At 68.7% G+C, this 24,119-nt stretch carries 22 protein-coding genes and 1 riboswitch; of the genes, 12 read left to right on the top strand and 10 right to left on the bottom strand.

The window, feature by feature from the left end; genetic code table 11:
• Positions 1–115: 115 nt before the first annotated feature.
• Positions 116–598, top strand: coding sequence for a DUF456 domain-containing protein (locus tag AB0M45_RS01195; RefSeq protein ID WP_364321285.1), 483 nt, complete (start codon positions 116–118; stop codon positions 596–598).
• Positions 599–664: 66 nt separating this feature from the next.
• Here the strand turns inward: AB0M45_RS01195 and AB0M45_RS01190 are convergent, their stop codons facing one another.
• Positions 665–1,540: an amidohydrolase family protein gene (locus tag AB0M45_RS01190; protein ID WP_364321282.1), complete on the bottom strand. Its 876-nt coding sequence runs from the start codon at positions 1,538–1,540 to the stop codon at positions 665–667.
• Positions 1,541–1,654: 114 nt separating this feature from the next.
• Positions 1,655–3,118 (bottom strand): FAD-dependent oxidoreductase, encoded by a 1,464-nt coding sequence (locus AB0M45_RS01185; protein ID WP_364321279.1) that lies wholly within the window; start codon positions 3,116–3,118, stop codon positions 1,655–1,657.
• 382 nt (positions 3,119–3,500) lie between these two features.
• On the opposite strand from AB0M45_RS01185, the gene AB0M45_RS01180 reads away from it, so the two are divergent.
• From AB0M45_RS01180 to AB0M45_RS01170, 3 genes are all read left to right on the top strand, one after another.
• Positions 3,501–3,950 (top strand): hypothetical protein, encoded by a 450-nt coding sequence (locus AB0M45_RS01180; protein WP_364321276.1) that lies wholly within the window; start codon positions 3,501–3,503, stop codon positions 3,948–3,950.
• A 63-nt stretch (positions 3,951–4,013) separates the two neighbouring features.
• Positions 4,014–4,130, top strand: a riboswitch (SAM riboswitch).
• Between the two features lie 14 nt (positions 4,131–4,144).
• On the top strand, positions 4,145–4,561 hold the full coding sequence (locus AB0M45_RS01175; protein ID WP_364321273.1) for a rhodanese-like domain-containing protein: 417 nt from the start codon (positions 4,145–4,147) through the stop codon (positions 4,559–4,561).
• Positions 4,562–4,658: 97 nt separating this feature from the next.
• On the top strand, positions 4,659–5,873 hold the full coding sequence (locus tag AB0M45_RS01170) for an O-succinylhomoserine sulfhydrylase (RefSeq protein WP_364321270.1): 1,215 nt from the start codon (positions 4,659–4,661) through the stop codon (positions 5,871–5,873).
• 59 nt (positions 5,874–5,932) lie between these two features.
• Here AB0M45_RS01170 and AB0M45_RS01165 read toward each other — a convergent pair whose 3' ends face one another.
• Positions 5,933–6,736 carry an alpha/beta hydrolase gene (locus AB0M45_RS01165; protein ID WP_364321267.1) on the bottom strand — a complete coding sequence of 268 codons (804 nt, stop codon included), beginning with the start codon at positions 6,734–6,736 and terminating at the stop codon, positions 5,933–5,935.
• Between the two features lie 207 nt (positions 6,737–6,943).
• Between AB0M45_RS01165 and AB0M45_RS01160 the strand changes: the two genes are divergently transcribed.
• The 3 genes from AB0M45_RS01160 (at position 6,944) to AB0M45_RS01150 (ending at position 10,979) form a co-directional block, all read left to right on the top strand.
• A complete protein-coding gene (locus tag AB0M45_RS01160; protein WP_364321264.1) occupies positions 6,944–8,197 on the top strand; it encodes a GAF domain-containing protein in 1,254 nt (417 codons plus the stop codon).
• Between the two features lie 121 nt (positions 8,198–8,318).
• Positions 8,319–9,770, top strand: a complete 1,452-nt coding sequence (locus tag AB0M45_RS01155) for a M23 family metallopeptidase (RefSeq protein ID WP_364321261.1) — start codon at positions 8,319–8,321, stop codon at positions 9,768–9,770.
• Positions 9,771–9,881: 111 nt separating this feature from the next.
• Complete coding sequence (locus AB0M45_RS01150; RefSeq protein WP_364321258.1) at positions 9,882–10,979, top strand: CaiB/BaiF CoA-transferase family protein; 1,098 nt, start codon at positions 9,882–9,884, stop codon at positions 10,977–10,979.
• Positions 10,980–11,327: 348 nt separating this feature from the next.
• Here the strand turns inward: AB0M45_RS01150 and AB0M45_RS01145 are convergent, their stop codons facing one another.
• Positions 11,328–12,833: a PLP-dependent aminotransferase family protein gene (locus AB0M45_RS01145; protein ID WP_364321255.1), complete on the bottom strand. Its 1,506-nt coding sequence runs from the start codon at positions 12,831–12,833 to the stop codon at positions 11,328–11,330.
• Between the two features lie 62 nt (positions 12,834–12,895).
• Between AB0M45_RS01145 and AB0M45_RS01140 the strand changes: the two genes are divergently transcribed.
• The 3 genes from AB0M45_RS01140 to AB0M45_RS01130 all read left to right on the top strand — a co-directional run bounded on the left by AB0M45_RS01140 (position 12,896) and on the right by AB0M45_RS01130 (position 14,828).
• On the top strand, positions 12,896–13,135 hold the full coding sequence (locus AB0M45_RS01140) for a hypothetical protein (RefSeq protein WP_364321252.1): 240 nt from the start codon (positions 12,896–12,898) through the stop codon (positions 13,133–13,135).
• A gap of 89 nt (positions 13,136–13,224) precedes the next feature.
• Entirely contained in the window at positions 13,225–13,878 is a 654-nt protein-coding gene (locus AB0M45_RS01135) for an MGMT family protein (RefSeq protein ID WP_364321249.1), read from the top strand.
• Between the two features lie 113 nt (positions 13,879–13,991).
• The gene (locus AB0M45_RS01130; protein WP_364321246.1) at positions 13,992–14,828 is read left to right on the top strand and encodes an alpha/beta hydrolase; all 837 of its coding nucleotides are present in this window, start codon (positions 13,992–13,994) and stop codon (positions 14,826–14,828) included.
• Between the two features lie 50 nt (positions 14,829–14,878).
• Here AB0M45_RS01130 and AB0M45_RS01125 read toward each other — a convergent pair whose 3' ends face one another.
• The 3 genes from AB0M45_RS01125 to AB0M45_RS01115 form a co-directional block, all read right to left on the bottom strand.
• The gene (locus AB0M45_RS01125; protein WP_364321243.1) at positions 14,879–15,160 is read right to left on the bottom strand and encodes a hypothetical protein; all 282 of its coding nucleotides are present in this window, start codon (positions 15,158–15,160) and stop codon (positions 14,879–14,881) included.
• A 6-nt stretch (positions 15,161–15,166) separates the two neighbouring features.
• A complete protein-coding gene (locus tag AB0M45_RS01120) occupies positions 15,167–17,770 on the bottom strand; it encodes a LuxR C-terminal-related transcriptional regulator (RefSeq protein WP_364321240.1) in 2,604 nt (867 codons plus the stop codon).
• Positions 17,771–17,886: 116 nt separating this feature from the next.
• The gene (locus AB0M45_RS01115) at positions 17,887–19,176 is read right to left on the bottom strand and encodes an adenylosuccinate synthase (RefSeq protein WP_364321237.1); all 1,290 of its coding nucleotides are present in this window, start codon (positions 19,174–19,176) and stop codon (positions 17,887–17,889) included.
• Between the two features lie 278 nt (positions 19,177–19,454).
• Here AB0M45_RS01115 and AB0M45_RS01110 point away from each other — a divergent pair, with 278 nt between their 5' ends.
• Together AB0M45_RS01110 and AB0M45_RS01105 are read left to right on the top strand one after the other, a co-directional pair.
• The gene (locus tag AB0M45_RS01110) at positions 19,455–20,114 is read left to right on the top strand and encodes a hypothetical protein (protein WP_364321234.1); all 660 of its coding nucleotides are present in this window, start codon (positions 19,455–19,457) and stop codon (positions 20,112–20,114) included.
• Positions 20,111–20,893, top strand: coding sequence for a site-2 protease family protein (locus AB0M45_RS01105; protein WP_364321231.1), 783 nt, complete (start codon positions 20,111–20,113; stop codon positions 20,891–20,893). Before AB0M45_RS01110 ends, AB0M45_RS01105 begins: the two co-directional genes overlap by 4 nt.
• Before the next feature lie 349 nt (positions 20,894–21,242).
• Here AB0M45_RS01105 and AB0M45_RS01100 read toward each other — a convergent pair whose 3' ends face one another.
• The 3 genes from AB0M45_RS01100 to AB0M45_RS01090 form a co-directional block, all read right to left on the bottom strand.
• Complete coding sequence (locus AB0M45_RS01100; RefSeq protein ID WP_364321762.1) at positions 21,243–22,337, bottom strand: FUSC family protein; 1,095 nt, start codon at positions 22,335–22,337, stop codon at positions 21,243–21,245.
• 111 nt (positions 22,338–22,448) lie between these two features.
• A complete protein-coding gene (locus AB0M45_RS01095) occupies positions 22,449–22,901 on the bottom strand; it encodes a DUF3151 domain-containing protein (RefSeq protein ID WP_364321228.1) in 453 nt (150 codons plus the stop codon).
• A gap of 367 nt (positions 22,902–23,268) precedes the next feature.
• The gene (locus tag AB0M45_RS01090; RefSeq protein ID WP_364321225.1) at positions 23,269–24,012 is read right to left on the bottom strand and encodes a hypothetical protein; all 744 of its coding nucleotides are present in this window, start codon (positions 24,010–24,012) and stop codon (positions 23,269–23,271) included.
• Positions 24,013–24,119 lie beyond the last annotated feature (107 nt).

The following is a 24,119-nucleotide window of genomic DNA, read 5'->3' as shown; positions in this document are numbered from 1 at the left end:
CTCGGTCCGGATGGCCGCGACTCGGCTGGACCGGAACCTCCGCTGTGCGCGGGCAACGCCGGTGCGCCAGAATCCCAGCAGCGCGAAATTCGCCGGAAAGCGGGAGGAACCGTCTGTGAGCGTGTGGGGTGAAGTGGTCGTCGGCCTGGTGATCCTGGTCGGCCTCCTCGGAATCGTCGTGCCGATCCTGCCGGGCGTCATCCTGATCTTCGGGGCCGTCGCCGTCTGGGCATTCATGACCGGTGGAGCCACGGCGTGGACCGTCTTCGCCATCAGCACGTTGCTGCTGGCGCTCTCCGGGGTCGTCAAATACACCTGGCCGGGACGCAAGATGAAGGAAGCGGGGGTGTCCAATCGCGCGATCTTCCTGGGCGCGATCCTCGGCATCGTCGGATTCTTCGTCATTCCGGTCGTCGGCCTGTTCGTCGGTTTCGTTCTCGGCGTGTACCTTTCGGAACTTCACCGGCTGCGCGTCAACCAACAGGCGTGGCGGGCTACGGTTCAGGCGCTGAAGGGTGTCGGCCTGTCCATCCTCATCGAGCTCTTCGGCGCGCTGCTGGCCACCGGCGTCTGGATCGTCGGCGCGATCGCCGCCTGAGAATGATCAACACAGCGCGCATCGCGCATGCCGGAGCCGAGCGTCAGCGAGGCGCAGGCATGGGTGTCAACGGTCGATGGCGGGGAACGGAATCGTGTCTCCGGCTCGGCTGCCGGGCAATTCGTCGCGGCGCAGCCGGAGCGTCGGCGGTTCCGGACGATACAGCGGCAGGGTCGGGGCCGGGTCGGTGGTGACGGTCCGCTCGCGAGCGGGAAGCCGGTAGAACGCGCGCGCGTTGTCCTCGAGCACCGCGTACATGTCGGTGCCCACCACGTCACAGATCAGGTCGACGTCCGAGTCCTCGAACGGGCGTCCCGCCCGGGTGCCGGGCAGATCGGTGCCGAACATGAGCGCTTCGGGATTCACGGCGTGGATGCGGCGCAGCGTGTCGGCGACGTTCATGGCGACCCGGCCGAAACCCGTTGCCTTGACCCGCGCTCCGCGATCGACGAGATCGAGCAGGAACGGCAGACCCTCCTCGGACATGCCGAGATGGTCGACCGAGAGCGCGGGCAGCTTCGAGATGACGGGTTGCAGGGAGGCGAGCATCGTGCCGTCGATGTAGACCTCGACGTGCCAGCCGGCCAATTCGTGCGCGCGCAGCGCTTGCAGCGTCATCCCGGTGATGTCGGCGGCCGCGCGTTTGAGGTTGAACCGCAGCGCGCGCACGCCGATGCGGTCCAGCTCGATGATCTCCTCGTCGGTGGCGTCCAGGTCGAGGCGGGTGACGCCGACCCAGCCCTCGCCGAGCTCGGCGAGGGCGGCCTTCAGGTAGCTCTGATCCGTGCCCTGGAACGACCCGCTGACCACGGCGCCACCACTGATGTCGAACCGCGACATGCGCTTGCGGTAGTCCGCGATGGTGAACGGCTCGGGCAGGTAGCCCTCGTTTTCGGCCAGCGGGAACCGCGGGTCGAAGATGTGCAGGTGGGCATCGAACACTTGTACAGAATGCCTCAGGGTCGGATTTTCCGCTGCCACAACGACCAGCACCGACCGCGGTGTCGGCCCGCCGGGGGTGCTGCCGCGGCACCGGAGTCGGTCGCGGCGAGGTGATCAGACCTTGTGCGGTTCGCTGGCGCGCAGCATGTCCTCGCGTTCGACGACCTTGACGCGTTCGCGGCCTTCGGGTTCGCCGAGGGAGCGCTCATGGGCGTCGAGGCGGTACCAGCCGGCCCAGGTGGTGAACGGGATGCCCTTGCCTTCGAGGAACTCGGTGACGGCTTCGGGTTCGGGCCGCTCGGCGGGGGTGAAGCCGGGGGCGTCGTCCAGCAGGCAGGCGATGGTCTCGTTGGCGTCACCCTTGGTGTGGCCGATCAGGCCGACCGGGCCGCGTTTGATCCAGCCGGTCACGTAGGTGGCGGGCATGTAGCGAGCGGCGCCGTCGGCGTTCTCGTCGACGATCACCCGGCCCGCTTCGTTGGGCACGGTACCGGCTTGGTCGTCGAAGGGGAGGTTGTTGATGTTCTGCGACAGGTAGCCCACGGCACGGTATACCGCCTGCACGTCCCAGTCCTTGAACACGCCGGTCCCCTTGACGTTGCCGGTGCCGTCGAGCTGGGTGCGTTCGGTGCGCAGGCCGACGACCTTGCCGTTCTCGCCGAGCACCTCGGAGGGGGACTCGAAGAAGTGCAGGAACAGCTTGTGCGGCCGGTTGCCGGCATCGCGGATGGCCCACTGCTCGAGGGTGTTGGCGACCATGTCGACCTGCTTGGAATGCCGGCGCGCGGCTTCGGAGCCTTCGTCGTAGTCGATGTCCTCGGGGTCGACGATGACCTCGATGGTCGGGGAGTGGTCGAGTTCGCGCAGCTCCAGCGGGGTGAACTTGGCCTGGGCGGGACCGCGGCGGCCGAAGACGTGCACCTCGACGGCCTTGTTGGCCTTCAACCCCTGGTAGACGTTCGGCGGGATCTCCGTGGGCAGCAGTTCGTCGCCGGTCTTGGCCAGCACTCGGGCCACGTCCAGGGCGACGTTGCCGACGCCGAGGACGGCGACCTTCTCCGCGTCCAGCGGCCAGCTGCGCGGCACGTCCGGGTGCCCGTCGTACCAGGACACGAAGTCCGCCGCACCGTAGGAGCCGTCGAGGTCGATGCCGGGGATGGGCAGGGCACGGTCGGCGTTTGCGCCGGTGGAGAAGATCACCGCGTCGTAGAAGGCACGCAGGTCATCGAGGGTGATGTCGGTGCCGTAGTCGATATTGCCCAGCAGCCGCACCTGCGGCTTGTCCAGCACCTTGTGCAGGGCGGTGATGATGCCCTTGATCCGCGGGTGGTCGGGCGCGACGCCGTAGCGGATCAGCCCGAACGGCGCGGGCATGCGCTCGAACAGGTCGATACTCACATCGGCATCGGACTTCATCAACGCGTCGGCGGCGTAGATCCCGGCCGGTCCGGCGCCCACGATCGCGATGCGGAGCGGGCGGGTCTTCGCGGTGTGCGCGTCAAGCCCGGAGGAGGAAGCCTGCGTCACCACGGAGGGCTCGCGAACACCGCCATCCGATACTGCACTCTGTTCGGTCATCTCTTACGCGCACCCTTATGGTCGAAACAATTAATGACGTCTGGCTTAGCTTAGGCTAAGTTGACGCACCGGCTCGGTCGCACCCTTCCGGTGCGGACGCCGGCGTTGGCGTTGCCGGCTCGTGGCTGCACGGTGCTCCGTTCGCCGCGGCGATGAGCTGCCGATTCGCTATGACAGCAGGCTGCCGTCCCGCGATTCTATCGGGACCATCGATGCCGCCAGGATCCGGTGCGTGCAGTCGGTCGATGTCATCGAACATCTCGATCGGCGCGTACCCGCTCCCGCGCGACCTAAAGCGGCCCCTGCCCGCCGACGGACGCCGCCACCGCCCTGCCCCGGGGCCGGGGGCTGGATAACCACCCCGACCAGGGATCATCGAGCCATGACCGAGCAGCAGCCGACCGCAGGCGAGGACGACATCATCCGCGTCGATCAAACCGACAAGCGCTCCATGGTGCCGTTCATCGCGGCCGCAGTGGTCGCGGTGATCGTGCTCATCGCGATCGTGCTCGGCGGGGTGCTGTCGCCCGCTGAGAAAAATGTCACAGATGCCGACCGCATCTCCGCGGCCATCCGCAACTTCGTCGAGGGCGCCAACCGCACCGGCACCGTGCCGGCGCCCGGCACCGGATGCGCGGGCTTCGACGCCGCCCGCTCACCGCTGGCCGGGCAGTCCGGCGCCGGAAAGTCCGTCGAGCTCAGGAAAATCGACAACCCGATGGTGGACGGCGACAAAGGCAAGGCGACCGTGACCACGAAGGCGGACGGCACGGAGACGACCACGACGTGGAATCTCAGCAGATCCGGCGACAAGTGGCTGGTCTGCGCCTGAGCGTTCCCGCAGTGTGAACGGCCGTTTGACACGGTGACCCGGGTCGGTGCAATCTCAGTCGAAGGTCATGAGAACCAGTGTCAAGCCCCGGCATTACTGGTCGGCAACCCTCCTCCGCGGTGGGGTGCTCCGGGTGACGACCTGGCCGCGCTCCGGTCCTGGGCGCGGCAAGTGCGGATTCGCAGGAGGAGTAGATGAGTTACGCCGGTGACATCACCCCGCAGCAGGCATGGGAACTGCTGCGCGACAACCCCGAAGCAGTCCTCGTGGACGTGCGGACGGAAGCCGAATGGAAGTTCGTCGGCGTACCCGACACGAGCTCGATCGATCGGCCGACCGCGCTGATCGAGTGGGTCGACTCCACCGGCGCGCGCAACGAGATGTTCGTCGAGCAGTTGCGGCAGGCGCTCGCCGACCACGACCCCGAAGCACCGGTGGTGTTCTTGTGTCGCTCCGGCCAGCGTTCGGTCGGCGCTGCGATCGCCGCCACATCGGCGGGTTACCGCACCTCCTACAACGTGCTCGAAGGCTTCGAAGGTCCGCTCGATGAGTTCAGGCACCGCGGCGGCTCCGGCTGGCGTGCCCTCGGGCTGCCCTGGCGACAGTCATGACCAGGGCGTCTGGCGTGTCCTCGGGGCTCTACCGATGGGCGGCAGTCCTGAGCGGGGGTCTGGCGGGCCCTCGGAACTTTGCCGATAGGCGGCAGCCGTGATCACCGGCGGCGCGTTCGACAAGCCGCTGCCCGAGGGCGTCGGCCCCGCGACGCTCGGTGTCCGGGGCGGACTGCGGCGCTCCGGTTTCGAGGAAACCGCCGAGGCGCTGTACCTGACTTCCGGCTTCGTCTACGAGAGCGCGGAAGCCGCCGAGACCGCGTTCACCGGCGAGGTGGAGCATTTCGTCTACTCCCGCTACGGCAACCCGACGGTCGCCATGTTCGAGGAGCGGATGCGGCTGATCGACGGCGCCGAAGCGTGCTTCGCCACCGCGAGCGGAATGTCGGCCGTGTTCACCGCGCTGGGAGCGCTGCTCGGCGCCGGTGACCGGCTGGTCGCCGCGCGCAGTCTGTTCGGCTCCTGCTTCGTGGTGTGCAACGAGATCCTGCCGCGCTGGGGCGTGGAGACCGTATTCGTGGACGGCGAAGATCTCGACCAGTGGGAACGGGCGCTGTCGGTGCCGACCACGGCGGTGTTCTTCGAGACGCCCGCCAATCCGATGCAGACGCTGGTGGACGTGCGCCGGGTGACCGAGCTGGCCCATGCCGCCGGTGCGAAAGTGGTGCTGGACAACGTCTTCGCGACACCCCTGCTGCAACGCGGCTTCGAGCTCGGCGCCGACGTGGTGGTCTACTCCGGCACCAAGCACATCGACGGGCAGGGCCGGGTGCTCGGCGGCGCGATTCTCGGCGCGAAGGACTACATCGACGGCCCGGTGAAAACGCTGATGCGCCACACCGGTCCGGCGCTGAGCCCGTTCAACGCGTGGACCTTGCTCAAGGGGCTGGAGACGATGCCGCTGCGGGTGCGCCATTCGGCCGAGTCCGCACTCCGGATCGCCCGCTTCCTGGAGGGCAACAAGGCGGTCAGCTGGGTGAAATACCCTTTCCTGGAGTCGCATCCGCAGTACGCGCTGGCCACCGGTCAGATGAGCGCGGGCGGCACCGTGGTCACCTTCGAGCTGAACGCCCCCGAGAACGAGGCGAAGAAGCGCGCTTTCGAGGTGCTGAACCGGTTGCGCGTCATCGACATCTCCAACAACCTCGGCGACGCCAAGACCCTGATCACCCACCCCGCCACCACTACCCACCGCGCCATGGGCCCCGAAGGCCGCGCCACCATCGGCCTGTCCGACGGTGTCGTCCGCGTCTCGGTGGGCCTCGAAGACGTGGAAGACCTCCTGGACGACCTGGACCAAGCCCTCTCCTGACCGGCCGGCGAGCCGGTACAGGAGAGGGGCGACAGGTTACGTCGCGAGGCATCGATGTCTCAGAGGAAGTCGGCGAGAACTTTGTTGAAGTCCTCGGGTTCCTCGGAAAACGGCACATGTCCGCTGCCCTCGAAACGCACCACCTTCGCGTTCGGGACCTGCGCGGCGATCCATGCATCGAGCGGACCGGGGAAGATCTTGCTCTGCGCTCCGTAGATCAGCAGCGTCGGCACGGTGACCTGAGGCAGGACCGGCCGGAAGTCGGCGAAGGCCATGTCGTACCAGATGGCGCATGCCGCCGAGGTCGGCATCTTCGTGGTCTCCGCGTACACCGCATCGATCACCTCGTCGGACGGTTCTTCCGCGAAGCAAGCGGCGATGAACGGCTTGATCACCAACGGGCGGGCGTGCCGCACCGCCTGCACGAACACCGCGAGGTCGGTCTGGCTGTAGCCGCCTTGGAGCGGGAAGTCCCACCCTTCCCCGTCGAGGAAACGCGGTGACTGATCGACGAATGTCACCGATCGCAGCTTCGCACACCCGAACTGCTCGACGTAGGCGAGAATCACCGCGGCGCCCATCGACCAGCCCACGAGGGCGACATCGTCGAGCCCGAGATGGTCGAGCAGACTGCGGATGTCCCGTGCGTACTGCGCGAGGGTGTGACCGTCCTCGGTCTTGCCGGAGGCACCGTGCCCGCGCAGGTCGACATTGACGACCCGATTCCCTTCTGCCAGCGCGGGCACGTTCTGCGCCCAGAAGGTGGTGTTCATCGTCCAGCCGTGAACGAGCACGACGGGACGGCCGGCGCCGTGATCCTCGTAGTACATCGGCACGCCATCCGGCAATTCCAGGTAGGGCATCGACAACCTCCAGCTCAGGACAAGTGGTGCTCACACGATGACGTGCCGGCCGGGCGCGGCCAAGATCGCGCGGAGGGGTTGCATAGACGTTGCAGCGCAAGGCAACCCGTTGTCAGACCGCCGAGGGCGCGCCTAGTCTGGTCCGGCAACCATGACCGTTCGGCGCGGCAAGCACCGGCCGGGAATATCACGAGGCAAACTCATTTGGTGACCAGGCAGACGCAATTGATGCGTGCCGACGTGCGCGCCTCGTGGGATCGCGCCCAACGTCGCGGCCTGCATCCGGACCGGCATCTCCCCGAGGTCGGGCTGACCCGAGACGAGGTCATGACCTGGCGCAGGGACCATCGGATGGCCTCGGTGTGGCCGGTGCTGTTCGCGAGCCTGGAGAGCGCGGCGTTCGAGCCGGGCCACGTGCTGTTCGGGGGCGACGCGGATGGCCATTTGCTGTGGGTACAGGGCGATGCCGCGGCCAGAAGGGTGGCGGAGCGGGCCAACCTCGTCCCCGGAGCACGCTGGCACGAGACCGAGGCGGGCACCAATGGCGTCGGCACCGCGCTGGCTCTCGGGCGAGCCTTCCAAGTTCGCGGCACCGAGCACTACTTGTCGGTCGCTGCGGACTTCACCTGCTCGGCGGCGCCGATCCGGGACCCGGTCAGTGGCGCTGTGATCGGCGTCGTCGACGTCACCTGCAAACTGCGCAACACGAGTCCGCTTGCGCTGGCGCTGGTTACGACGGCAGCGCGGCTCGCCGAGGCGCATTTGCGCGACCTCGCCTGGCAGCGAGACGCCGAAATACGGACCCGCTACCTCGATCGCGTCCTCAGCCGCGTCGGCAACCACTGCGCTCTGCTGTCGCAAGAGGGCAGGGTGTTGCACGCGGCTCCATCGGGGTGGCTGCCCGCGATCTGGCCCGCGCCGCTGGCCGAGGGCGAAACCGAACTTCCCGGTGGGCGGCGAGTGGTGATCGAACGACTCTCGCCGGGAGGGCCGTTCTGCGTCCACGCCCTGCCCGAGCGGTATTCCGGCGAACAAGTGCCTCGAGTCAGCGCGCTGGGCCGAAACCGCGCCGTGCTGTGGCTGGACGGGCTGGTCCACGAGCTCAGTCTCCGGCACAGCGAGCTGGTGGTGCTCCTGCTCGCCAACCCGGATGGACTGACCGCCGCGACATTGGCCGAAGAACTGTACGGAAACGACGGAAAAGCCGTGACGGTACGCGCGGAGCTTGCCCGGCTTCGACGAATCGTCGGATATCGCCTCTCATCGGACCCATACCGGCTCGACAGCCGAATCCGCGCCGATTTCCGGCAATTGGAAACGGACGTCGCGAAGGGCGACGCAGGCGATCTGCAGGGCAGATATCCCGGCCCTTTGCTGCCGGGGTCCAAGGCACCCGGCGTGCGGCGGATACGCGAGCGACTGCACAACCGATTGGCGTCCGCTCGTCCGTCGAATCCGTAGTAGATCGCGCCGTTCCCAGCGATGAGGACCGAACCGCTATGGCTCAGGGCCACAATTTATCCCGGCACCAGCGCTCGGCGGGAGGCGTGTCGAATGGGGCTCTGGGCAGGCGGAGGTGGTCATGACTAGCGGGGAGGTGGCACAGCTCGCGGATGGCGAAGGGTTAGGCGAGAGCGGCCGCGCCGAGAACGAGTCTGGCGCGCAGGTGCCGTCGACGTCGACGGCCGACCGGAAGCAGCCCGACATCGCCACCCAGGCGGCGCGCATTCTCACCGACCTGGCACGAAATGCGCCCGGTGCTCCCACCGGGACGCCGCCGTCGGGCACACGCACACAACCCGTTTCCTCCCCGAGCACAACCGCCGCCGCGCCCAACGGCGTGCAGCCGCCGCCTTCCACCGTGGCATCAGTATCAAACGGCGCCGCGCCGCCACCACCCGGCGGTGTCGTTGCACCACCGCAGGGCACCGCGGCACCGTCCGGAACACCCGCGGCGACCGAGGAGCCGCCACCACCCGGGATCGACCCGGAGATCATCGCGAGCCTCGCGCCGGCGGCCATGATGGCGCTGCCGATGCTGGCGTCGGCGCTCGCCGGCCTCGCAGGCGGTGGATCAGGGGCGGGATCAAGTGGTTCGGCACCCACCGCCGCCGAACCCAGTGCAGGCGCGCTGTCGCCGGAAGCACAGGAGGCGTTGAAAGCCTTGAAAACCCTGGAAGCCCTGTACGGCACCGACGGCACCGCATCGGGCACCGGCAGTCTGGGATCCCGGCCGGGGGGAGGCGGCTCAGGCGCGGGAGCGACCGCGATCAAGGCGCGGGCGTTGTTCCAGAAGAACGCGGCGAGAGCGTTCAACACCCTCGACAACGAACTCGCGCGCTACGTCTCCGGCCTTGCCGGGTCGAACAAGGCCGACCGGAAAGCAGTGATCCGGCTGGTGCGCGAGGTCAACGTGCAACTGGCCGAGCTCGGTCCCGCCGCCTACACCAAAGAAGGCCAGCGGAAAGCGCACCAAATACTCACAGAGGCACTGCGAAAGGCGCAAACCATCGTCCGCGGCGGTCAGGCCAACGCGACCGAAACCGCCGCGGCGGTCGATCGGCTCACCGCCCAATATCTCAATGCCCTTGCCAGCAAACGAACACAGCTCGGCAGCGCGTTGCCGGGTAGTGGCCGGCCACGATCGCCCCTCGATCCGGGGAAATACCGGATCAGCTCGCACTTCGGCCCACGGAGCGGAAAGCATCACGGCGGGCTCGATATGGCCGCTCCCGCGGGCACGCCCATCTACGCCGCTACCGGTGGCACGGTCGTCAAGGCGGGCAACTACGGCGATGGCTACGGCTACCAGGTGCGAATCCGATCCGCCGACGGCACCGAGACCATCTACGCCCACCAGACTCCGGGCAGCATCCGGGTCAAAGCCGGCGATCGAATCCCCGCGGGCACCCCGATCGGCGCCGTCGGGTCTACCGGCAACTCCACCGGCCCCCACCTGCACTACGAAGTGCGGCGCAACGGCCGTTCCATCGAGCCCATCGCCTACCTGGCGTCGCAGGGCGTTCGAGTGTGACGGTCTCGTCCTTCCAGCGTTATTGTCATACTGTCAATACACCCTCCCGGTGGCCTCCGGGAGGACGCACCGGTGCCGGTGCGCTGGATCAACGACGAACCGAGGTAAGGCGTGAGCTCTTCATCCACCGCCGGGCAGGGCCCGCTCGCGGGCATCAAGGTCATCGAGTTGGCCGGTATCGGCCCCGGCCCGCATGCGGCGCTTCTGCTCGCCGATCTGGGCGCCGATGTGGTGCGGGTGCAGCGCCCGGGTCAGCTCCCCGGCGGGTTCGACCGGCCGCAGCTGCGCGGCCGGACCATTGTCGAGGCCGACCTCAAGGACCCGGCGGACATCGAGAAGGTGCTCCGGCTGATCGAGAAAGCAGACGTGCTGATCGAAGGCTTCCGCCCCGGCGTCACCGAGCGGATGGGCCTCGGCCCGGACGACGCGCTCGCCCGCAACCCGCGCCTGGTCTACGGCCGGATGACCGGCTGGGGTCAGCAGGGGCCGCTGGCCGACCGCGCCGGGCACGACATCAACTACATCTCCATCACCGGCGTGCTGCACGCCATCGGCCGTAAGGGCGAACGTCCGGTCCCGCCGCTGAACATGGTGGGCGACTTCGGCGGCGGCTCGATGTTCCTGGTGTTCGGCGTCCTTGCCGCGCTGGTCGAGCGGCAGAACTCGGGCAAGGGACAGGTGATCGACGCGGCGATGGTCGATGGCGCGCTTGCCCTTTCGCACATGATCTGGGGCATGCGCGGCGTCGGCGCATGGTCCGACGAGCGCGGGGTGAACCTGCTCGACACGGGGATGTCGTTCTACGACACCTACGAGACCTCCGACGGCAAATACATGGCCGTCGGCGCGATCGAACCGCAGTTCTACGCGCAACTGCTCGCCGGGCTGGAGATCGATCCGGGAGGACTGCCGTTCCAGCTCGATCCGGCGGGTCAGGACACACTGAAAAAGCTCTTCGCCGAGCGCTTCCGGACCAAGACGCGCGACGAGTGGGCGGAGATCTTCATCGGCACCGATGCGTGCGTCTCGCCTGTGCTCACCTTCGAGGAGGCGACGACCAACGAGCACATCGCGGCCCGCGGCTCGCTTCTCGAGCTGGACAACATCTCCCAGCACACCCCGGCGCCGCGCTTCTCCCGCACTCCGAACGGGGTCCCCACCCCGCCGCCGACCACGGCCACGGCCATCGAATCGGTCTGGGCCGAATGAGCATCGAGAGCGGGATGTCGCCTGGCGACCGCACATGCGTGTCGCCGCGACATCCCGCCGCGCGTTAGTTCAACGTTGCAACAAACCAACCGGTTCGACAGTGCGGCACCGCACCTGCAATACTGTCCGCGAGCAGGTGGCTTTCGAGCGCAGCTGAATTCACTCCGACGCCATCCGGTCCGCTCCTTGACCGCACGCTCGAACTGGAGGCCTCGACGCCGCGCGACCTTCCGCACGCCGCCCGAGCACGACGAGGGCCAGCCCCGAGGGGTGGCCGGCCGGTCGTGCCCGGCGGCGCTCGGAAGGGAAGTACCGCCGGCGGAGGCCCTCCCTCGGGGACAAATCCGTTCAGTAGCAGGTCAGCGGCGTCAACGGATCGGCGGCGCGCGGCGTAAGGGCCTCGTAGGCGGATGCGATCGCCTTGACCGCCAACCGCAAGTCGGATTCCCGGTGGGTGAACGGCAACCGGAGGAAACGTTCGAACGCGCCCTGTACGCCGAATCTCGGCCCCGCCGCGAGCAATACGCCGTGATTGGGGGCGGTGGCGGCCAGCGCCGTCGACACCGAGGTGGGCAGCTGCACCCACACCGACATGCCACCGGCGCCGACGGTGACGCGCCAATCCGGCAACTCTTCGGCGAGCGCGTCGAGCAGAGCGGCGCGCTGCGAACGCAATTGGTCCCGGCGGCGGTCCAGGATGGTGTCGGCGTGCTCGAGCAGGTGCACGGTGGCCAGCTGGTCCATCACGGGCGTGCCGAGATCGACCGTGGAGCGGATGCCGAGCAGCTTGGTGATCAGCGCCTGGTTGGTGCGAATCCAGCCGACGCGCAGACCGCCCCAGAACGACTTCGAGGCCGAGCCGATCGTGACGATCTCGGCGCCTTTCGCGAAGCTCGCGACCGGAGGCGGCGGGGCGGCGTCGCCGAGTCCCAGATCCGCCATGGACTCGTCGATCACCACGGTCATCCTGGTTTCCCGCGCGATGGCGGCCAGCTCGGCACGGCCGCCGGCGTCGAGCAGCAGGCCGGTGGGGTTGTTGTAATCCGGCACCAGGTAGGCCAGGCTGGCCGCGGTTTGCCGTGCCGCGCTACGGATTCCGTCCAGATCCCAGCCGCCCGCCGGATCGTCCGGGCGCAGCGGCACCGGCACCGGACGGGCGCCGACGTCGCGGATCGCCTCGATGGCGTTCGGATAGGTCGGGTGGTCGATGAGCACGCGGGCGGCGGGCGCGGTGAGCACGTTGAGCAACAGGCGCATGCCGTGCTGGGCGCCGAGGGTGACCAGGATCTGGTCCGGCTCGGTCGGCAGCCCGCGCGCGGTGTAGCGGCGGGCGATCGCCTCGCGTAACGCGAGCACACCGACCGGGTCCATGCCGTGGGTGCCGAGATAGGCTGGAATCCCTTCCAGGGCAGTGGAATACGCGTCCTGCATCTCCAGCGGGGCGGCCATGGCGGCGTAGGTCATGTCGATGGTCGGCAGCTCGGGCGAGCCCATCATGGCCAAAATGCTCCTGGCCGGCTTGATGCCGTCGTGCTGCACGTCGCGGGGCAGCGCCACGGTGCTGCGCGAGCCCTGCCGGCTGATCAGGTAGCCGTGCTCGCGCAGCAGCGCGTAGGTGGACGTGATGGTGGTCCGGCTGACGCCGAGCGTGGCGGCGAGGTCGCGTTCGCTGGGCAACGCGACACCGAGCGGGGCACGACCATCGTGGATCAGCAGCCGGATGCCTTCGGCGAGCGCCAGGTACGCCGGACGCGCGGACCGTCGCCCGGCGGAATCCGGTTCGCCGTCGTGCACGTTGCGCCAGCTGCCCAGATCCCGGGCCAGGCTGCCCGCGCCGATCACTCTCGTTGCCATGCGGTCCAGTATCGACCGATTGGATATTTATTGGCAAGGCCAGTCAAGCGCACTCTGGCGGAATGAACGCCCTCGCCACCTTGTTCATCCTCGCCGTTTTCGGCTATTCGATCTATCACTATGCACCGAAACGCAACGAGCCCACCTTTCGTCTCGAACGCTTCCACCCGTGCACACCGATGTCCGACCGGTCCGTCTCCTACTACGAGGACCAGCGGCGATACTCCGATCTAGCGGCGATCTACAGTCGCGAAGACGTGCCTGATCCCGACTGGCCCGACGCGGAGAAACCGCGCGTTTGAGCACGGGACGGTTCGCGAGTCACAGGCCACTTCCGAACAACTGGACTGGTCGTTTCGAACTTGTCGGTCCCCGGGTGCAGACTTGGCTCATGAGTGACGCCACGCGCCTCGCCTCCGCGGCCGCCGGCCCGGCCGCCGAGGTCACCGGCTCGGCTGCGGAGCCGGCGGCCCCGAGCCGTCCGGCCGCGGCCGTCCCCGTTGCGGCGGCGCTGTTCGATACCGCGATCGGCTGCTGCGCGATCGCGTGGAGCGGCAAAGCGGTGATCCGATTCCAGCTCCCCGAGGCGAGCCCGGCCGCCACCCGCGCGCGCATCACCCGCCGCCGTGCCGGATACCAGGGCGAGGAGATCCGCGAAGAAGCGCCCACCGGTCCCATCGCCGAGGCCATCACGGGCATCCGCGCCCACCTCGCGGGAGAACTCGACGACCTGCGCTGGATCCCCGTGGACACCACCGGAATTCCCGCGTTCCACCGCGCCGTCTACACCGTGACCCGCGCCATCGATCCCGGCCACACCCTCAGCTACGGCCAAGTCGCCGAGCGCGTCGGCGCACCCGGCGCCGCCCAGGCCGTCGGACAAGCCCTTGGCCGCAACCCGATTCCGCTCATCATCCCGTGCCATCGCGTGCTCGCGGCCGACCATGCGCTGCACGGATTTTCCGCCCCGGGCGGAATCGACACCAAGCAGCGACTTTTGACCATCGAGCGCACACCGGGATTCGGCGAGCCCACCCTGTTCTGAGTCTTGAACCGCCCAGTGGCGTGGAAGCAGCGGTCCGATGAATTCGCGGCGTTCACTCCGTCGGTATCGGCAAGGACTTCGACAGACCCCGCCAAGAGGAAAGTGAGCCAGCCATGCAGACCGTAACCTCCGCCGACGGCACCATCATCGCGTTCGACCGGCACGTAGGCGGCGAGGCCGAGACCGTCATCCTGATCGGCGGCGCCTTCGGTTACCGGAAGTTTCCCAAGATGGTCGCGCTGGCCGAGGCACTCGCCGGGCAGCACGAAATCACCGTGCTCAATTACGACCGGCGTGGTCGCGGCGACAGCACGGACTCGCCGGGCGTCTACGACGTCGATCGGGAAATCGACGATATCGCCGCGCTGGTCGAGGCCGCGGGCGGTGCGGCCGCATTGTTCGGCTGGTCCTCCGGCGCCGCGCTCGCGCTGCGGGCGGCCGCGTCCGGCCGGGTGAACGGCATCACGAAGGTCGTCGCGTTCGAGCCGCCCTTCGTGGTCGACCATGAGGGGTTCGTGCCGCACGCCGGCCTCGGGGCGCGCCTGCATGAGCTGATCGCCGCCGACCGTCGCGCGGACATCGTGCGGTTCTACATGACCAAGGCGATGGGGGTGCCACGCGCGATGGTCGCGCTCATGCGCCTCACCCCGTTCTGGAAGGGCCTGCTCGCCACCTCGCCGTCCACCGCGCACGACTGGGCCGTGATGCGCGACTTCATGCGCGGTGAGCCGCTGCGCGCCCAGGACTGGTCCGCGGTCGGCGCGCCGACCCTCGTCATCGCAGGCGGCAAAAGCGACGTGCTGCTCCGCAAGGGCGCCCGGGCCATCGCCGCGGTTGTCCCCGATGCCGTCTTCCAGGAGATCCCCGGACTCAGCCACAACCCGAACATCGGCCTACTGGCGCCGGTCGCGGGCGCCTTCCTCACCGGCGCCGAGCAGCCCGCCGGTTGACACCGCTCGGCCTCGGACATGAGCCGCACGAAACGCGCGGCGCCGCGAAATCAGTCGATCGGGTGTTCGCGGTAGAAATCGCAGGCTTCCCCGGTGATGTATCCGTCCATGCAGCCGAAGTACGTCTGGATGCATGCGTTCGTCGAGCAACCGAGTTCGATGAGCTTCTGCCTGATTCTGGCGTTGCGCTCCTGGATGGTTTCCGACTGCGACGGCGCCACCGTCGCCGGGGGGCCCGCTGAACTGGTGACCGGCGCGGGCTGCCCGTCCGAGCACCCGGCGGCCAAGGCCACCCCGGCCGCTACCGCACACGCCACGACAGTTGATCGCACGGCCGGTCACCCACTTCCGGATTCGCCGCGCATCAGTGCGCCGAGCGACTCGCGATCGGTGACGTCCATCTTGATGCAGGCACGGTAGAGGTGGCCTTCCACCGTGCGTACCGAGACGGTGAGACGGTCGGCGATCTGCCGGTTGGACAAGCCCGCCGCCACCAGGTTCGCGATCTCGCGTTCCCGCGCGGTCAGCGGCAAGGGCTGCGCGGCCTGCCGCAAGGCGGGGGTGCTCGCTCCGCCGCAGGCCGCGGCCAGCCGGTTGGCCGTGGCGGCGGACTCCAGCAGCCTGCGCCGGTCTCCGGCCCGCTCGTGTGCCGACGCGGCCTGCGCCGCGGCGTCGGCGGCCGACAGCATCGCGCCGATCCGCTCGAATTCCGCCGCGGCGGCGTCGAGTCCGGGACCATCGTGGGCGGCCAGCGCCACCGCGTGCCGCGCCTGCGCCTGGACCAGGCGCCCGTCCAGCCGAGCGGCCAGGTCGGCCAGTCGCCCCGCCACGGAGTGGTCGCCGAAGCGGGCCGCCGTGTGCAGTGCGATGGCCTCGATCGCGTGCTGATGCGCCCGGGCCGCCGCGTCGGCGGCGCCCACCGCGATCCGGATGGCCGGGGAGACGGTGCCTTCGGCCGCGGCCAGCCAGGCGCGGGCGACTTCCAGTTGTGGCTCGTAGACCGCGCTGTGCCGGCCGCCGCGCTCGGTGGCGTGAGCGATCGACTCGGCGGCCTCGGCGGCGCGGCCGAGTGCCGAATACGCTTCCGCCAGGCGAATTCTCGCGGGAAACATCCATGCGGCGGCGCCCTCGGCGGCCAGCGCGGCCAGCGCCTGTTCCAAATGCTCGATGCCGTCGTTGAACCGGCCCTGCGCCACGTCGACGGTGCCCTGCAGGATCTTCGACATACCCCAGGCCAGGTATTGGCCTGGCGAGGAGTAACCGAAATACGCTCCGGCGCAACGACGTGCGGCCTCGAGATCGCCGGTGAAGGTCAGCGCGAGTACCTCGGCGTGGGTCGACATGAAGCGGTTGAGCCCGTCGATGTGCTCCTCCACCTCGTGCCCGCGGGCCGCGTACTGTCTGGCCGCTTCGGCTTTGCCCATCAACGCCAAGGCCAAGCCGCCGCCGAACGCGGCCCACCACACCGCCCACGGCGGCGCGTCCGTGGTGGACATGACCGTCTCGGCTTCGGCGATCGCGTCATCGATGTTGTTCTCGTTGACCGCGCTCGCCGAGGCGAGACCGGTGAAGATGGCCGCGATCTTCGGGTGCCGCACCTTCCCGCGCACCAGAGTGAGCACGTCGTCGGCGCGGTCGGCATCCCCCATGGCCCACAACAGGTTCGCCACCCGGGTACTGCCCCAGCGCGCGAGCTGCACCTCGTCGAGCTGATCGGGATCGAAGCTGGCCAGCGTGCGTTCGGCCTCGATCCGGTGGCCCTGCCACAGCAGGGCGCGCGCCAGTAGGTCGGCAGCCTCCACGCCGCCGCGTCGTTCCACCGCGGCCCGTGCGAAGCGTTCGCCCAGCGGCAGATTCGCCAATCCGATCGCGTCGGCGGCGGCCGCCTCGAACAATTCCAGATCCGCGGATTTATCGCTGTCCAGGGCCAATTCGGCCAAGCGGATCCGGTCGGCCGCGGATTTGATCGGACGTTCCTTGAGCGAGGAATACAGGCGGCCGCGCAAGCGGCGCGCCGAGGCGATGCCGAGCCGGCGCCGGATCACCTCACCGAAAAGCGGGTGGTTGTAGCGCACGCTCAGATCTTGCGTATTCTCCACCACCTTGATGACGCCGCGGGTTTCGGCGGCTTCCACCGCGTCCTCACCCGCCAATTCGGCGAGCACGTCCAGATCGATCGGCTCGCAGAAGGTCAGCAGCTCCAGCACCCGCAGCACCGACTCGGGCAGCTGCTCGACCCGGTCCTCGAGCAGCGCGGCCAGTTCCGAGGTCACCGCGGCCCGCCCGCGCAACTGCCAGACGCCGTTGACCTGACGCAGCGTGCCCGCCTCCAGCGCGCCCTCGACCAAATGCCGGAGGAACAGCGCGTTTCCGGCGGAGGACTCCCACATCAGATTGGCGGTGAACCCCTCGAGCTGCCCACCGAGCATCGACTCGACCAGCTCCACGCTCTGGCGCTGGGTGAACGGGCGCAGGTCGATGCGCGTCAAGTGCCCGTCTTTCCACAGTGAAGTGATCGCGTCCGGCACCGGGACTCCGCTGCGGACGGTGACCACGATGTGCGCGGCCTTGTCGATGGCCAGCTGGAGCAGCAGGGTGGCGGAGAGCTGGTCGAGCAGGTGCGCGTCGTCCACACCGATCACGGTGTGCCCGTCGGCGAGCAGCGCCTCGCGCGCCGCCGACATGAACGTGACCGGGTCGTGCGCCGTATAGACGCCGACCATGTGCGCGAATACTCCCAGCGGAATGCTGCGCGCCGACTCGGTGCCCGCCACCCAGCGGATATTGCCACCGATCGCGGCGGTGGCGTGCCGGGCCAGGGTGGTCTTGCCGACTCCGGCATCGCCGGTCAGCACCACCCCGACGTGCTCCGGACCGGTCAGCGCCGCGCGGATCGCCTCGAATTCGCTTTCGCGCTCGATCATCGGCCAGTTCCGAGCCATGCTCTAACTCTAGAGCTTCGACGATCATGATCGAAGCCGAGCGGGCCCTATCGTGCTGGTGAATTTGTGGTGAACCGGCCGAATTTGCGCTGGACCGCGCGGAATTCGAACAGGTTCTAGCCGAGGACGTCGTGCCGGACGATGGTTTGGTCCCGGCCCGGCCCCACGCCGATGCAGGAAATCCGGGCGCCGGACAGCTCCTCCAGGCGCAACACGTACGCCCGCGCGTTGGCGGGCAATTCGTCGAAGCTGCGCGCGCCGGAGATGTCCTCCCACCAACCGGGCATTTCTTCGTAAATCGGCTTCGCGTGATGGAATTCGGTCTGCGTGGTCGGCATCTGCTCGACCCGCTCGCCGTCGATCTCGTAGGCCACGCAGATCGGCACCGTATCCAGACTGGAGAGAACGTCCAGTTTGGTGAGGAAGTAGTCGGTGATGCCGTTCACCCGGGTGGCATAGCGGGCGATCACCGCGTCGAACCAGCCGCAGCGCCGGGCGCGGCCGGTGGTGACGCCGACTTCACCGCCGGTCTTGGCCAGGTAGGCGCCGGACTCGTCGAACAGTTCGGTCGGGAACGGACCGGAACCCACCCGGGTGGTGTAGCACTTGAGGATGCCGAGCACCGTATTGATCTTGTTCGGCCCGATGCCCGCGCCCACCGCGGCGCCGCCCGAGGTCGGGTTCGACGACGTGACATACGGGTAGGTGCCGTGGTCCACGTCGAGCAGGGTGCCCTGCGAACCCTCCAGCAGCACTGTCTCGCCCCGCTCCAGCGCCAGGTTCAGCTTCAGCCGGGTATCGGCGATCCGGTGGGAGAAGCTGTCGGCCTGCTCGAGCACCTCGTCCACCACCTGCTGCGGGTCCAGTGCGCGGCGGTTGTAGATCTTGACCAGCACCTGGTTCTTGAACTCGAGCGCGGCCTCGACCTTCTGGGTGAGGATCTTCTCGTCCAGCACATCCGCGACCCGCACGCCGACACGGGCGACTTTGTCCTGGTAGCACGGGCCGATGCCGCGGCCGGTGGTGCCGATCTTCTTGTTGCCGAGGAAGCGTTCGGTGACCTTATCGATGGCCACGTGGTACGGCATGATCAGGTGCGCGTCGGCCGAGAGCAGCAGACCGGAGGTGTCGACGCCGCGCTCCTCCAGACCGGCCAGCTCGGCGAGCAGCACGCCGGGATCGACGACAACGCCGTTGCCGATGACGTTCGTCACTCCCGGAGTCAGGATGCCGGAGGGGATCAGGTGCAGCGCGAAATTGTCTCCGTTGGGCAGCACCACGGTGTGACCCGCGTTGTTGCCGCCTTGGTAGCGGACCACCCAGTGCACCCGGCCACCGAGCAGATCGGTTGCTTTGCCCTTCCCCTCGTCGCCCCACTGGGCGCCGATCAGGACGATTGCCGGCATGGTCGTGTCTCCTACGGTTCGACAGGCAACACTGGTGTGTTGCAGCTACCTGCCGTACTGAGGCGGTGGCCGGAAGCACAGTCTAGCCGACCCGTCCGAGACGGCGTCGCGTCGGATCTCGTCGTAGGCTCGACAACCGTGTGGCCACGGCCGGGCAGGGCTATGGTTGCACGGCACGCCGGGCGGCAGCGCGGCGCACGGGCGAACCCTTGCGGTTCACCCGGAAGTGGCGAGGGGCCCGACGGTGTCGGCTCGAACCGAGGAGGGTGTACGGCAGCTTGAGTACCCATGTTCTCCGCTGCGACAGCGCACCCGTACCCATCGCGCTCGCGGCACTGCCGACCACCCAGACGGCCGCCATCCCCGATCCAGCCGAGATCGACGAGCTGCTTCCCGTCCTGGCCGCCGACAGCCTGCCGCGGCTCATCGTGCTGGGCGAGGACGCCGCACTGGCCGCGGTGCTCACCCACCTGATGCGCACCGAGCGGCTGCACGTGGAGATCGGCTACGTCCCGGTCGAGAAGACCTACGCCTCACGCGCGTACCAGACCGGCACCGGAAACGCGGCGGCCAAGCGCGCCATCGGGGGTCGTGGCGTGGAGACGCCGCTGATCCGGGACGACACCGGCACGGTGCTCGTCGGTCGCGCGGTGATCACCGGCGTCGAGGGCGCGAAGCTGGAGGGCGAAGCCTACGTCGACGACACCCAGCTGTTCTCCGGAGAGGTGACGGCCATGATCGTCTCACCATCGCTCGAACTGCCCGGTGTGCGGGCCACCGTGCGCAAGGGCATCCGCAAACGCCGCTGGTCGGAGGGGCGGGCCGCCCAGCTCGGTACTCCCGGCGCGATCGTGGCCAGAGATGGCATCCGCACCGACCGCCCGGTGCCGCGCTCGACCTTCTACCGCCACCACGAGTCCTGGCACCTGGTGCGATGAGCTCACCATTTCCGATCAATCGCAGGACGCGCGCCGTCCGGCCGAGCCCGGTGTTCCTGCTCGTGGTCGTTCTCACGGCGGTGGGCGGCGCGCTCGCCTGGGACGCCCCGGTGGACTCGACCAGGGCCAAGGCCGGGGTTTTCGTTCTCGTGGTGTTCGGCTGGGTGGTCACCCTGTGCCTGCACGAATTCGCGCACGCGTTCACCGCGTGGCGCGCGGGTGACCGCGAGGTCGAACTGCGCGGCTATCTGACCCTGAATCCGTTGAAATACAGCCATCCCCTGCTGTCGATCGTTCTACCGATGGTGTTCATCGCGCTCGGGGGGATCGGCCTGCCCGGCGGCGCGGTGTATGTGCACACGCACAATGTCGCGCCGCGGACCCAACGGATCATCAGCGGCGCCGGGCCCGCCGTGAACGCGCTGTGCGCGGTGCTGCTTCTGGTGGTGGTCCGGATCTGGGGCAGCACCGACGCGCATCCGGCGTTCTGGTTCGGCGTGAGTTTCCTTGCGTTCCTTCAGATCACGGCCACCCTGCTGAATCTGATCCCGCTACCCGGACTGGACGGCTACGGGATGGTCGAGCCGTCCTTGAGCTACCAGACCAGACGCTCACTCGATCAGTTCAAGCCGTTCGGCATGCTGATCCTGTTCGCACTGCTCTTCACGCCCGCCATCAATCAAGTGTTCTTCGACGCGGTGTACGCGCTGTTCGAACTGTCCGGCGTACCGTCGAATTGGTCGCGGTACGGAAGCTATCTGACCCGCTTCTGGACCTGATTCCCTGGCGGGATGGCCGGCCCGCGCATCGGTGCCCGAGCGCCCCGGGAACGCTCGGAGCAGCACAAGGCCGCCCGGTCGTGTCGACCAGGCGGCCTTGGCTTCTTCACCCGCGTCCGACCCCGCCCCCACCCCAGCCACCACACCCTGGCTGGTGGGCCATTTCGTCCGCGTGCGAAGCGATCGACCGCGATACCCCGCCAACTCGCGGTCACATCGCAAAACTACGGCGCTGGTGCGCGCGGAACACGGGTAGCGCACTACCCGAAGCTCGGGTCTGCGTCCCGGCACGCCGGACGCGTACCACCTTGCCCGGCAAGAATGTCCGATTACCGCTGAGTAGTCTGGCTCAGGCTTCCGGCCGCACGTACGGGTGCTTGACCGTCGGCGGTAGCAGGGCAATCGCCGAGATACGCTGCACCCCACACACCTGCATCAGGTCTACCAGCGTCGAACGCACCTGCGCGAACACGACATGCGCCGAAAGTCCCGCACCGGCAACCAGTTCCGGACGCGCACCCTTCGCCACCGAGCGCAGTACGCGGGCGGCCTCGGCCCGGTCGGGCTGCTCGCCCGGGTCGGCGAGCATCATCCGGCGCACCACGTCCACGGCTTGGCCGAGGCGCTCCACCTCATCGATCAAGCCGGGATGCAGGATTTCGTCGTCGCGGACCAGGGTCAGCGAGCGCCGCAACAGGACTCGGGTGTTGCGGATCGCGTTGTCCAGCGGGTCCGCGGTGGCCCTGATGCGTTCCAGGCGGGCACGGGAGTTCCAGTACAGCGGCGAGATCCGGCTGATCTCGCGGCCGCCTTCCAGGGTGGCGCGCAACGAGTCGATCTGCGGTTGGGTCGCGCGAACCGCGGTGAGGGCGCGGCGCACCTTCTCCGGGTCCTGCTCGAGCAGTCCGTCGGCGCACTCGGTGATCGATTTGCCCATCACGGCGAGAATGTCCGCCGCCAACGCCCTGGCCCTACGCACCGGATGCAGGGGAATCGCGGCCACCACCACCACGCCGACCAGACCGCCGACCAGGGCGTCGATCATGCGGGAGAAGCCGCCGCCCACCGAGGGCGGCAGCAACGTCGCGACGAGCACCGCGGAACCGGCCGCCTGCATGGTGATGATCGAACCGCCGTCGAGGAACACCGCCGCTGCCATGGCGACCGCGACCACGAACGCGATCTGCCAGACGCCGGTGCCGGCACGGGAGATGAACAGATCGCCGAAACCGATACCGAGCGCGACGCCGACCACCAGTTCGACCGAACGCCGCAGCCGGGCGCCGAAGGAGATACCGATCGACACCACGGCGGCCGTCGGCGCGAAGAACGGCAGCGTATGGCCGATCACGTGATGGGCGAGAAACCACGCCAGCGCCGCGCCGACCGAACATTGGACGATCGGCAGCGCCGAACGCCGCAGCCGCGCCCACGAGGCGCGCAACCGAGCCAAGCCGCTCGCGCCAGCGGTGCCGACGCGGGAATTCGGGTCGAGCCCACCCGTCACCCGACCAGCCCTCATCGAATCGCTACGCGATGCCGCGAACACTACTGCTCAGTCGAGGCCGAGTTCCGCGGCCGCACGCGGGTCGCAGTCTTCCAGCAGGTCCAGGCAGCGCGCGTACTCCTCGCTCTCGCCGATCGCCTTCGCCGCGCGGGCCAGCGCCCCGACGCTACGCAGAAAACCGCGGTTGGGCTCGTGGCTCCACGGCACCGGCCCGAAGCCCTTCCAGCCGTTGCGGCGCAACAGATCGAGGCCGCGGTGGTAGCCGGTGCGGGCGAACGCGTACGCGGCGATGATGTCGTGGTTGACCGCCTCGTCCTTGGCTTCGCCGCGGGTCAGCGCCGCCTCCGCGAGGTGGGCCCAAGCGATCGATGCGGCGGGATGATCCGCCGCGACCCGCACCGGATCGGCGTTGTCGCCGAGCGCGTCCTCGGCATCGGGGATTTCGGGTAGCAGTACCGGTTGCGGTCCGAGCAGGTCACCGAACGAGGTCATGCGGTTCATTCTGCACCGCCCGCCTGCGTCCACCACATGGCGGGCTCAGCCTTGCTCCGCTCGGCGCGGGATCAGATCGGTTCCGTCTGGCTACGCCCACTGATGCGGCGGCTTCGGTTTCGATCGGCCTGGTACGGGGCTGATTGGCGGACTTCGTTCGGTTGCGCCCATTAGGCTGGCCGTCGAGTTCCACAGTTCCACCTGAGCGAGGGGTGTGCGTGTCCGACCCGAACGACGAGAAGAATCCGGCGCGGGATAGCGCTGGACCGGCCGACTCGGCCGGGGCCGACGCACGCCCCGACGCCGCCGCCGACCGCACCCCGCCCGCAGGGAAAGGCGCTCCGGCACCTTCCGCCGCATCCACGCAGCGGATCGCTCAGCCACCGCGGCGGCCGGGGACCTGGGCAGCGTGGACCGCGCCCGCGTCGCCGCGTGACACGGACGAATCTCCCACGGAGGCAAAAGGTTCCGCGTCGGGGCAGGCCGGTGCATCTCGAGGCGGCGAGCAGGGACGGGTGCCCGGCGGGAGAGCGGACATCAAGAACGCGAATTCAGCGGCACCTGAATCGGCCGACGCCAACACGGCACCCGCCGGCCCCGCTGCCGCGAACACGGCCACGTCCCGACCCGCGAGCCCCTCCACACCGGACTCGGCTCCCGGCTCCGCGCCAACGAACTCGCCCGCATCCGGACCGGCAAGCCCCGCCGGCAAGAGCGGCGGCTCCGCAGAACAGCCCAGCCCGAAGCCCGCGACCGGGGCATCCGGCGGCACGAACACCCCAGCGCCAGGAACCGCCGACACCACAGCCAGGGGCACCGCCCGACCCACAGCGTCCGGAAACCCGGGCGCTTCCGGCGCACCCGCGTCCCGACCGGCAACCGGCGGCCCATCCGCATCGGCCTCCGGTACCACCAACGCCACCACACCGCCCACATCGCGCCCGGCAGCCGCCAGCGGCACGAAGGGGCCTTCTTCCGGCACAAGCCCGAACTCGCCCGCGAGCAAGCCCTCGGGTGGCACAGCCGCCAAGTCCGCGGCCGCGGCCCTTGGCAGTCCAGGTGAATCGAAGGCTTCCCCGTCGGCATCCGCGAGTTCGCTCGCGTCCGGAGCGGCGGGCACGAAACCCCGTGGCGACCGAACCGAAGAAGGGTCGCCCACCGGAGCGGCGGCCGCAGGCGCGTCTGGACCCGAACGTACGGCGAACGCACCTGCCGGATCGGAGACCG

It is taken from the genome of Nocardia sp. NPDC051787 (genome assembly GCF_040681325.1).
GTDB lineage: Bacteria > Actinomycetota > Actinomycetes > Mycobacteriales > Mycobacteriaceae > Nocardia.
Note: the sequence above shows the minus strand (reverse complement) of the source record. Positions and strands in the feature narration are given on the sequence as shown.

Coding starts and splice junctions, on each gene's coding strand:
- AB0M45_RS01185 (WP_364321279.1), bottom strand. CDS start 3,118: ATGACCGAACAGAGTGCAGTATCGGATGGCGGTGTTCGCGAGCCCTCC.
- AB0M45_RS01180 (WP_364321276.1), top strand. CDS start 3,501: ATGACCGAGCAGCAGCCGACCGCAGGCGAGGACGACATCATCCGCGTC.
- AB0M45_RS01175 (WP_364321273.1), top strand. CDS start 4,145: ATGAGTTACGCCGGTGACATCACCCCGCAGCAGGCATGGGAACTGCTG.
- AB0M45_RS01165 (WP_364321267.1), bottom strand. CDS start 6,736: ATGCCCTACCTGGAATTGCCGGATGGCGTGCCGATGTACTACGAGGAT.
- AB0M45_RS01155 (WP_364321261.1), top strand. CDS start 8,319: ATGACTAGCGGGGAGGTGGCACAGCTCGCGGATGGCGAAGGGTTAGGC.
- AB0M45_RS01145 (WP_364321255.1), bottom strand. CDS start 12,833: ATGGCAACGAGAGTGATCGGCGCGGGCAGCCTGGCCCGGGATCTGGGC.
- AB0M45_RS01140 (WP_364321252.1), top strand. CDS start 12,896: ATGAACGCCCTCGCCACCTTGTTCATCCTCGCCGTTTTCGGCTATTCG.
- AB0M45_RS01135 (WP_364321249.1), top strand. CDS start 13,225: ATGAGTGACGCCACGCGCCTCGCCTCCGCGGCCGCCGGCCCGGCCGCC.
- AB0M45_RS01130 (WP_364321246.1), top strand. CDS start 13,992: ATGCAGACCGTAACCTCCGCCGACGGCACCATCATCGCGTTCGACCGG.
- AB0M45_RS01120 (WP_364321240.1), bottom strand. CDS start 17,770: ATGGCTCGGAACTGGCCGATGATCGAGCGCGAAAGCGAATTCGAGGCG.
- AB0M45_RS01115 (WP_364321237.1), bottom strand. CDS start 19,176: ATGCCGGCAATCGTCCTGATCGGCGCCCAGTGGGGCGACGAGGGGAAG.
- AB0M45_RS01105 (WP_364321231.1), top strand. CDS start 20,111: ATGAGCTCACCATTTCCGATCAATCGCAGGACGCGCGCCGTCCGGCCG.
- AB0M45_RS01095 (WP_364321228.1), bottom strand. CDS start 22,901: ATGAACCGCATGACCTCGTTCGGTGACCTGCTCGGACCGCAACCGGTA.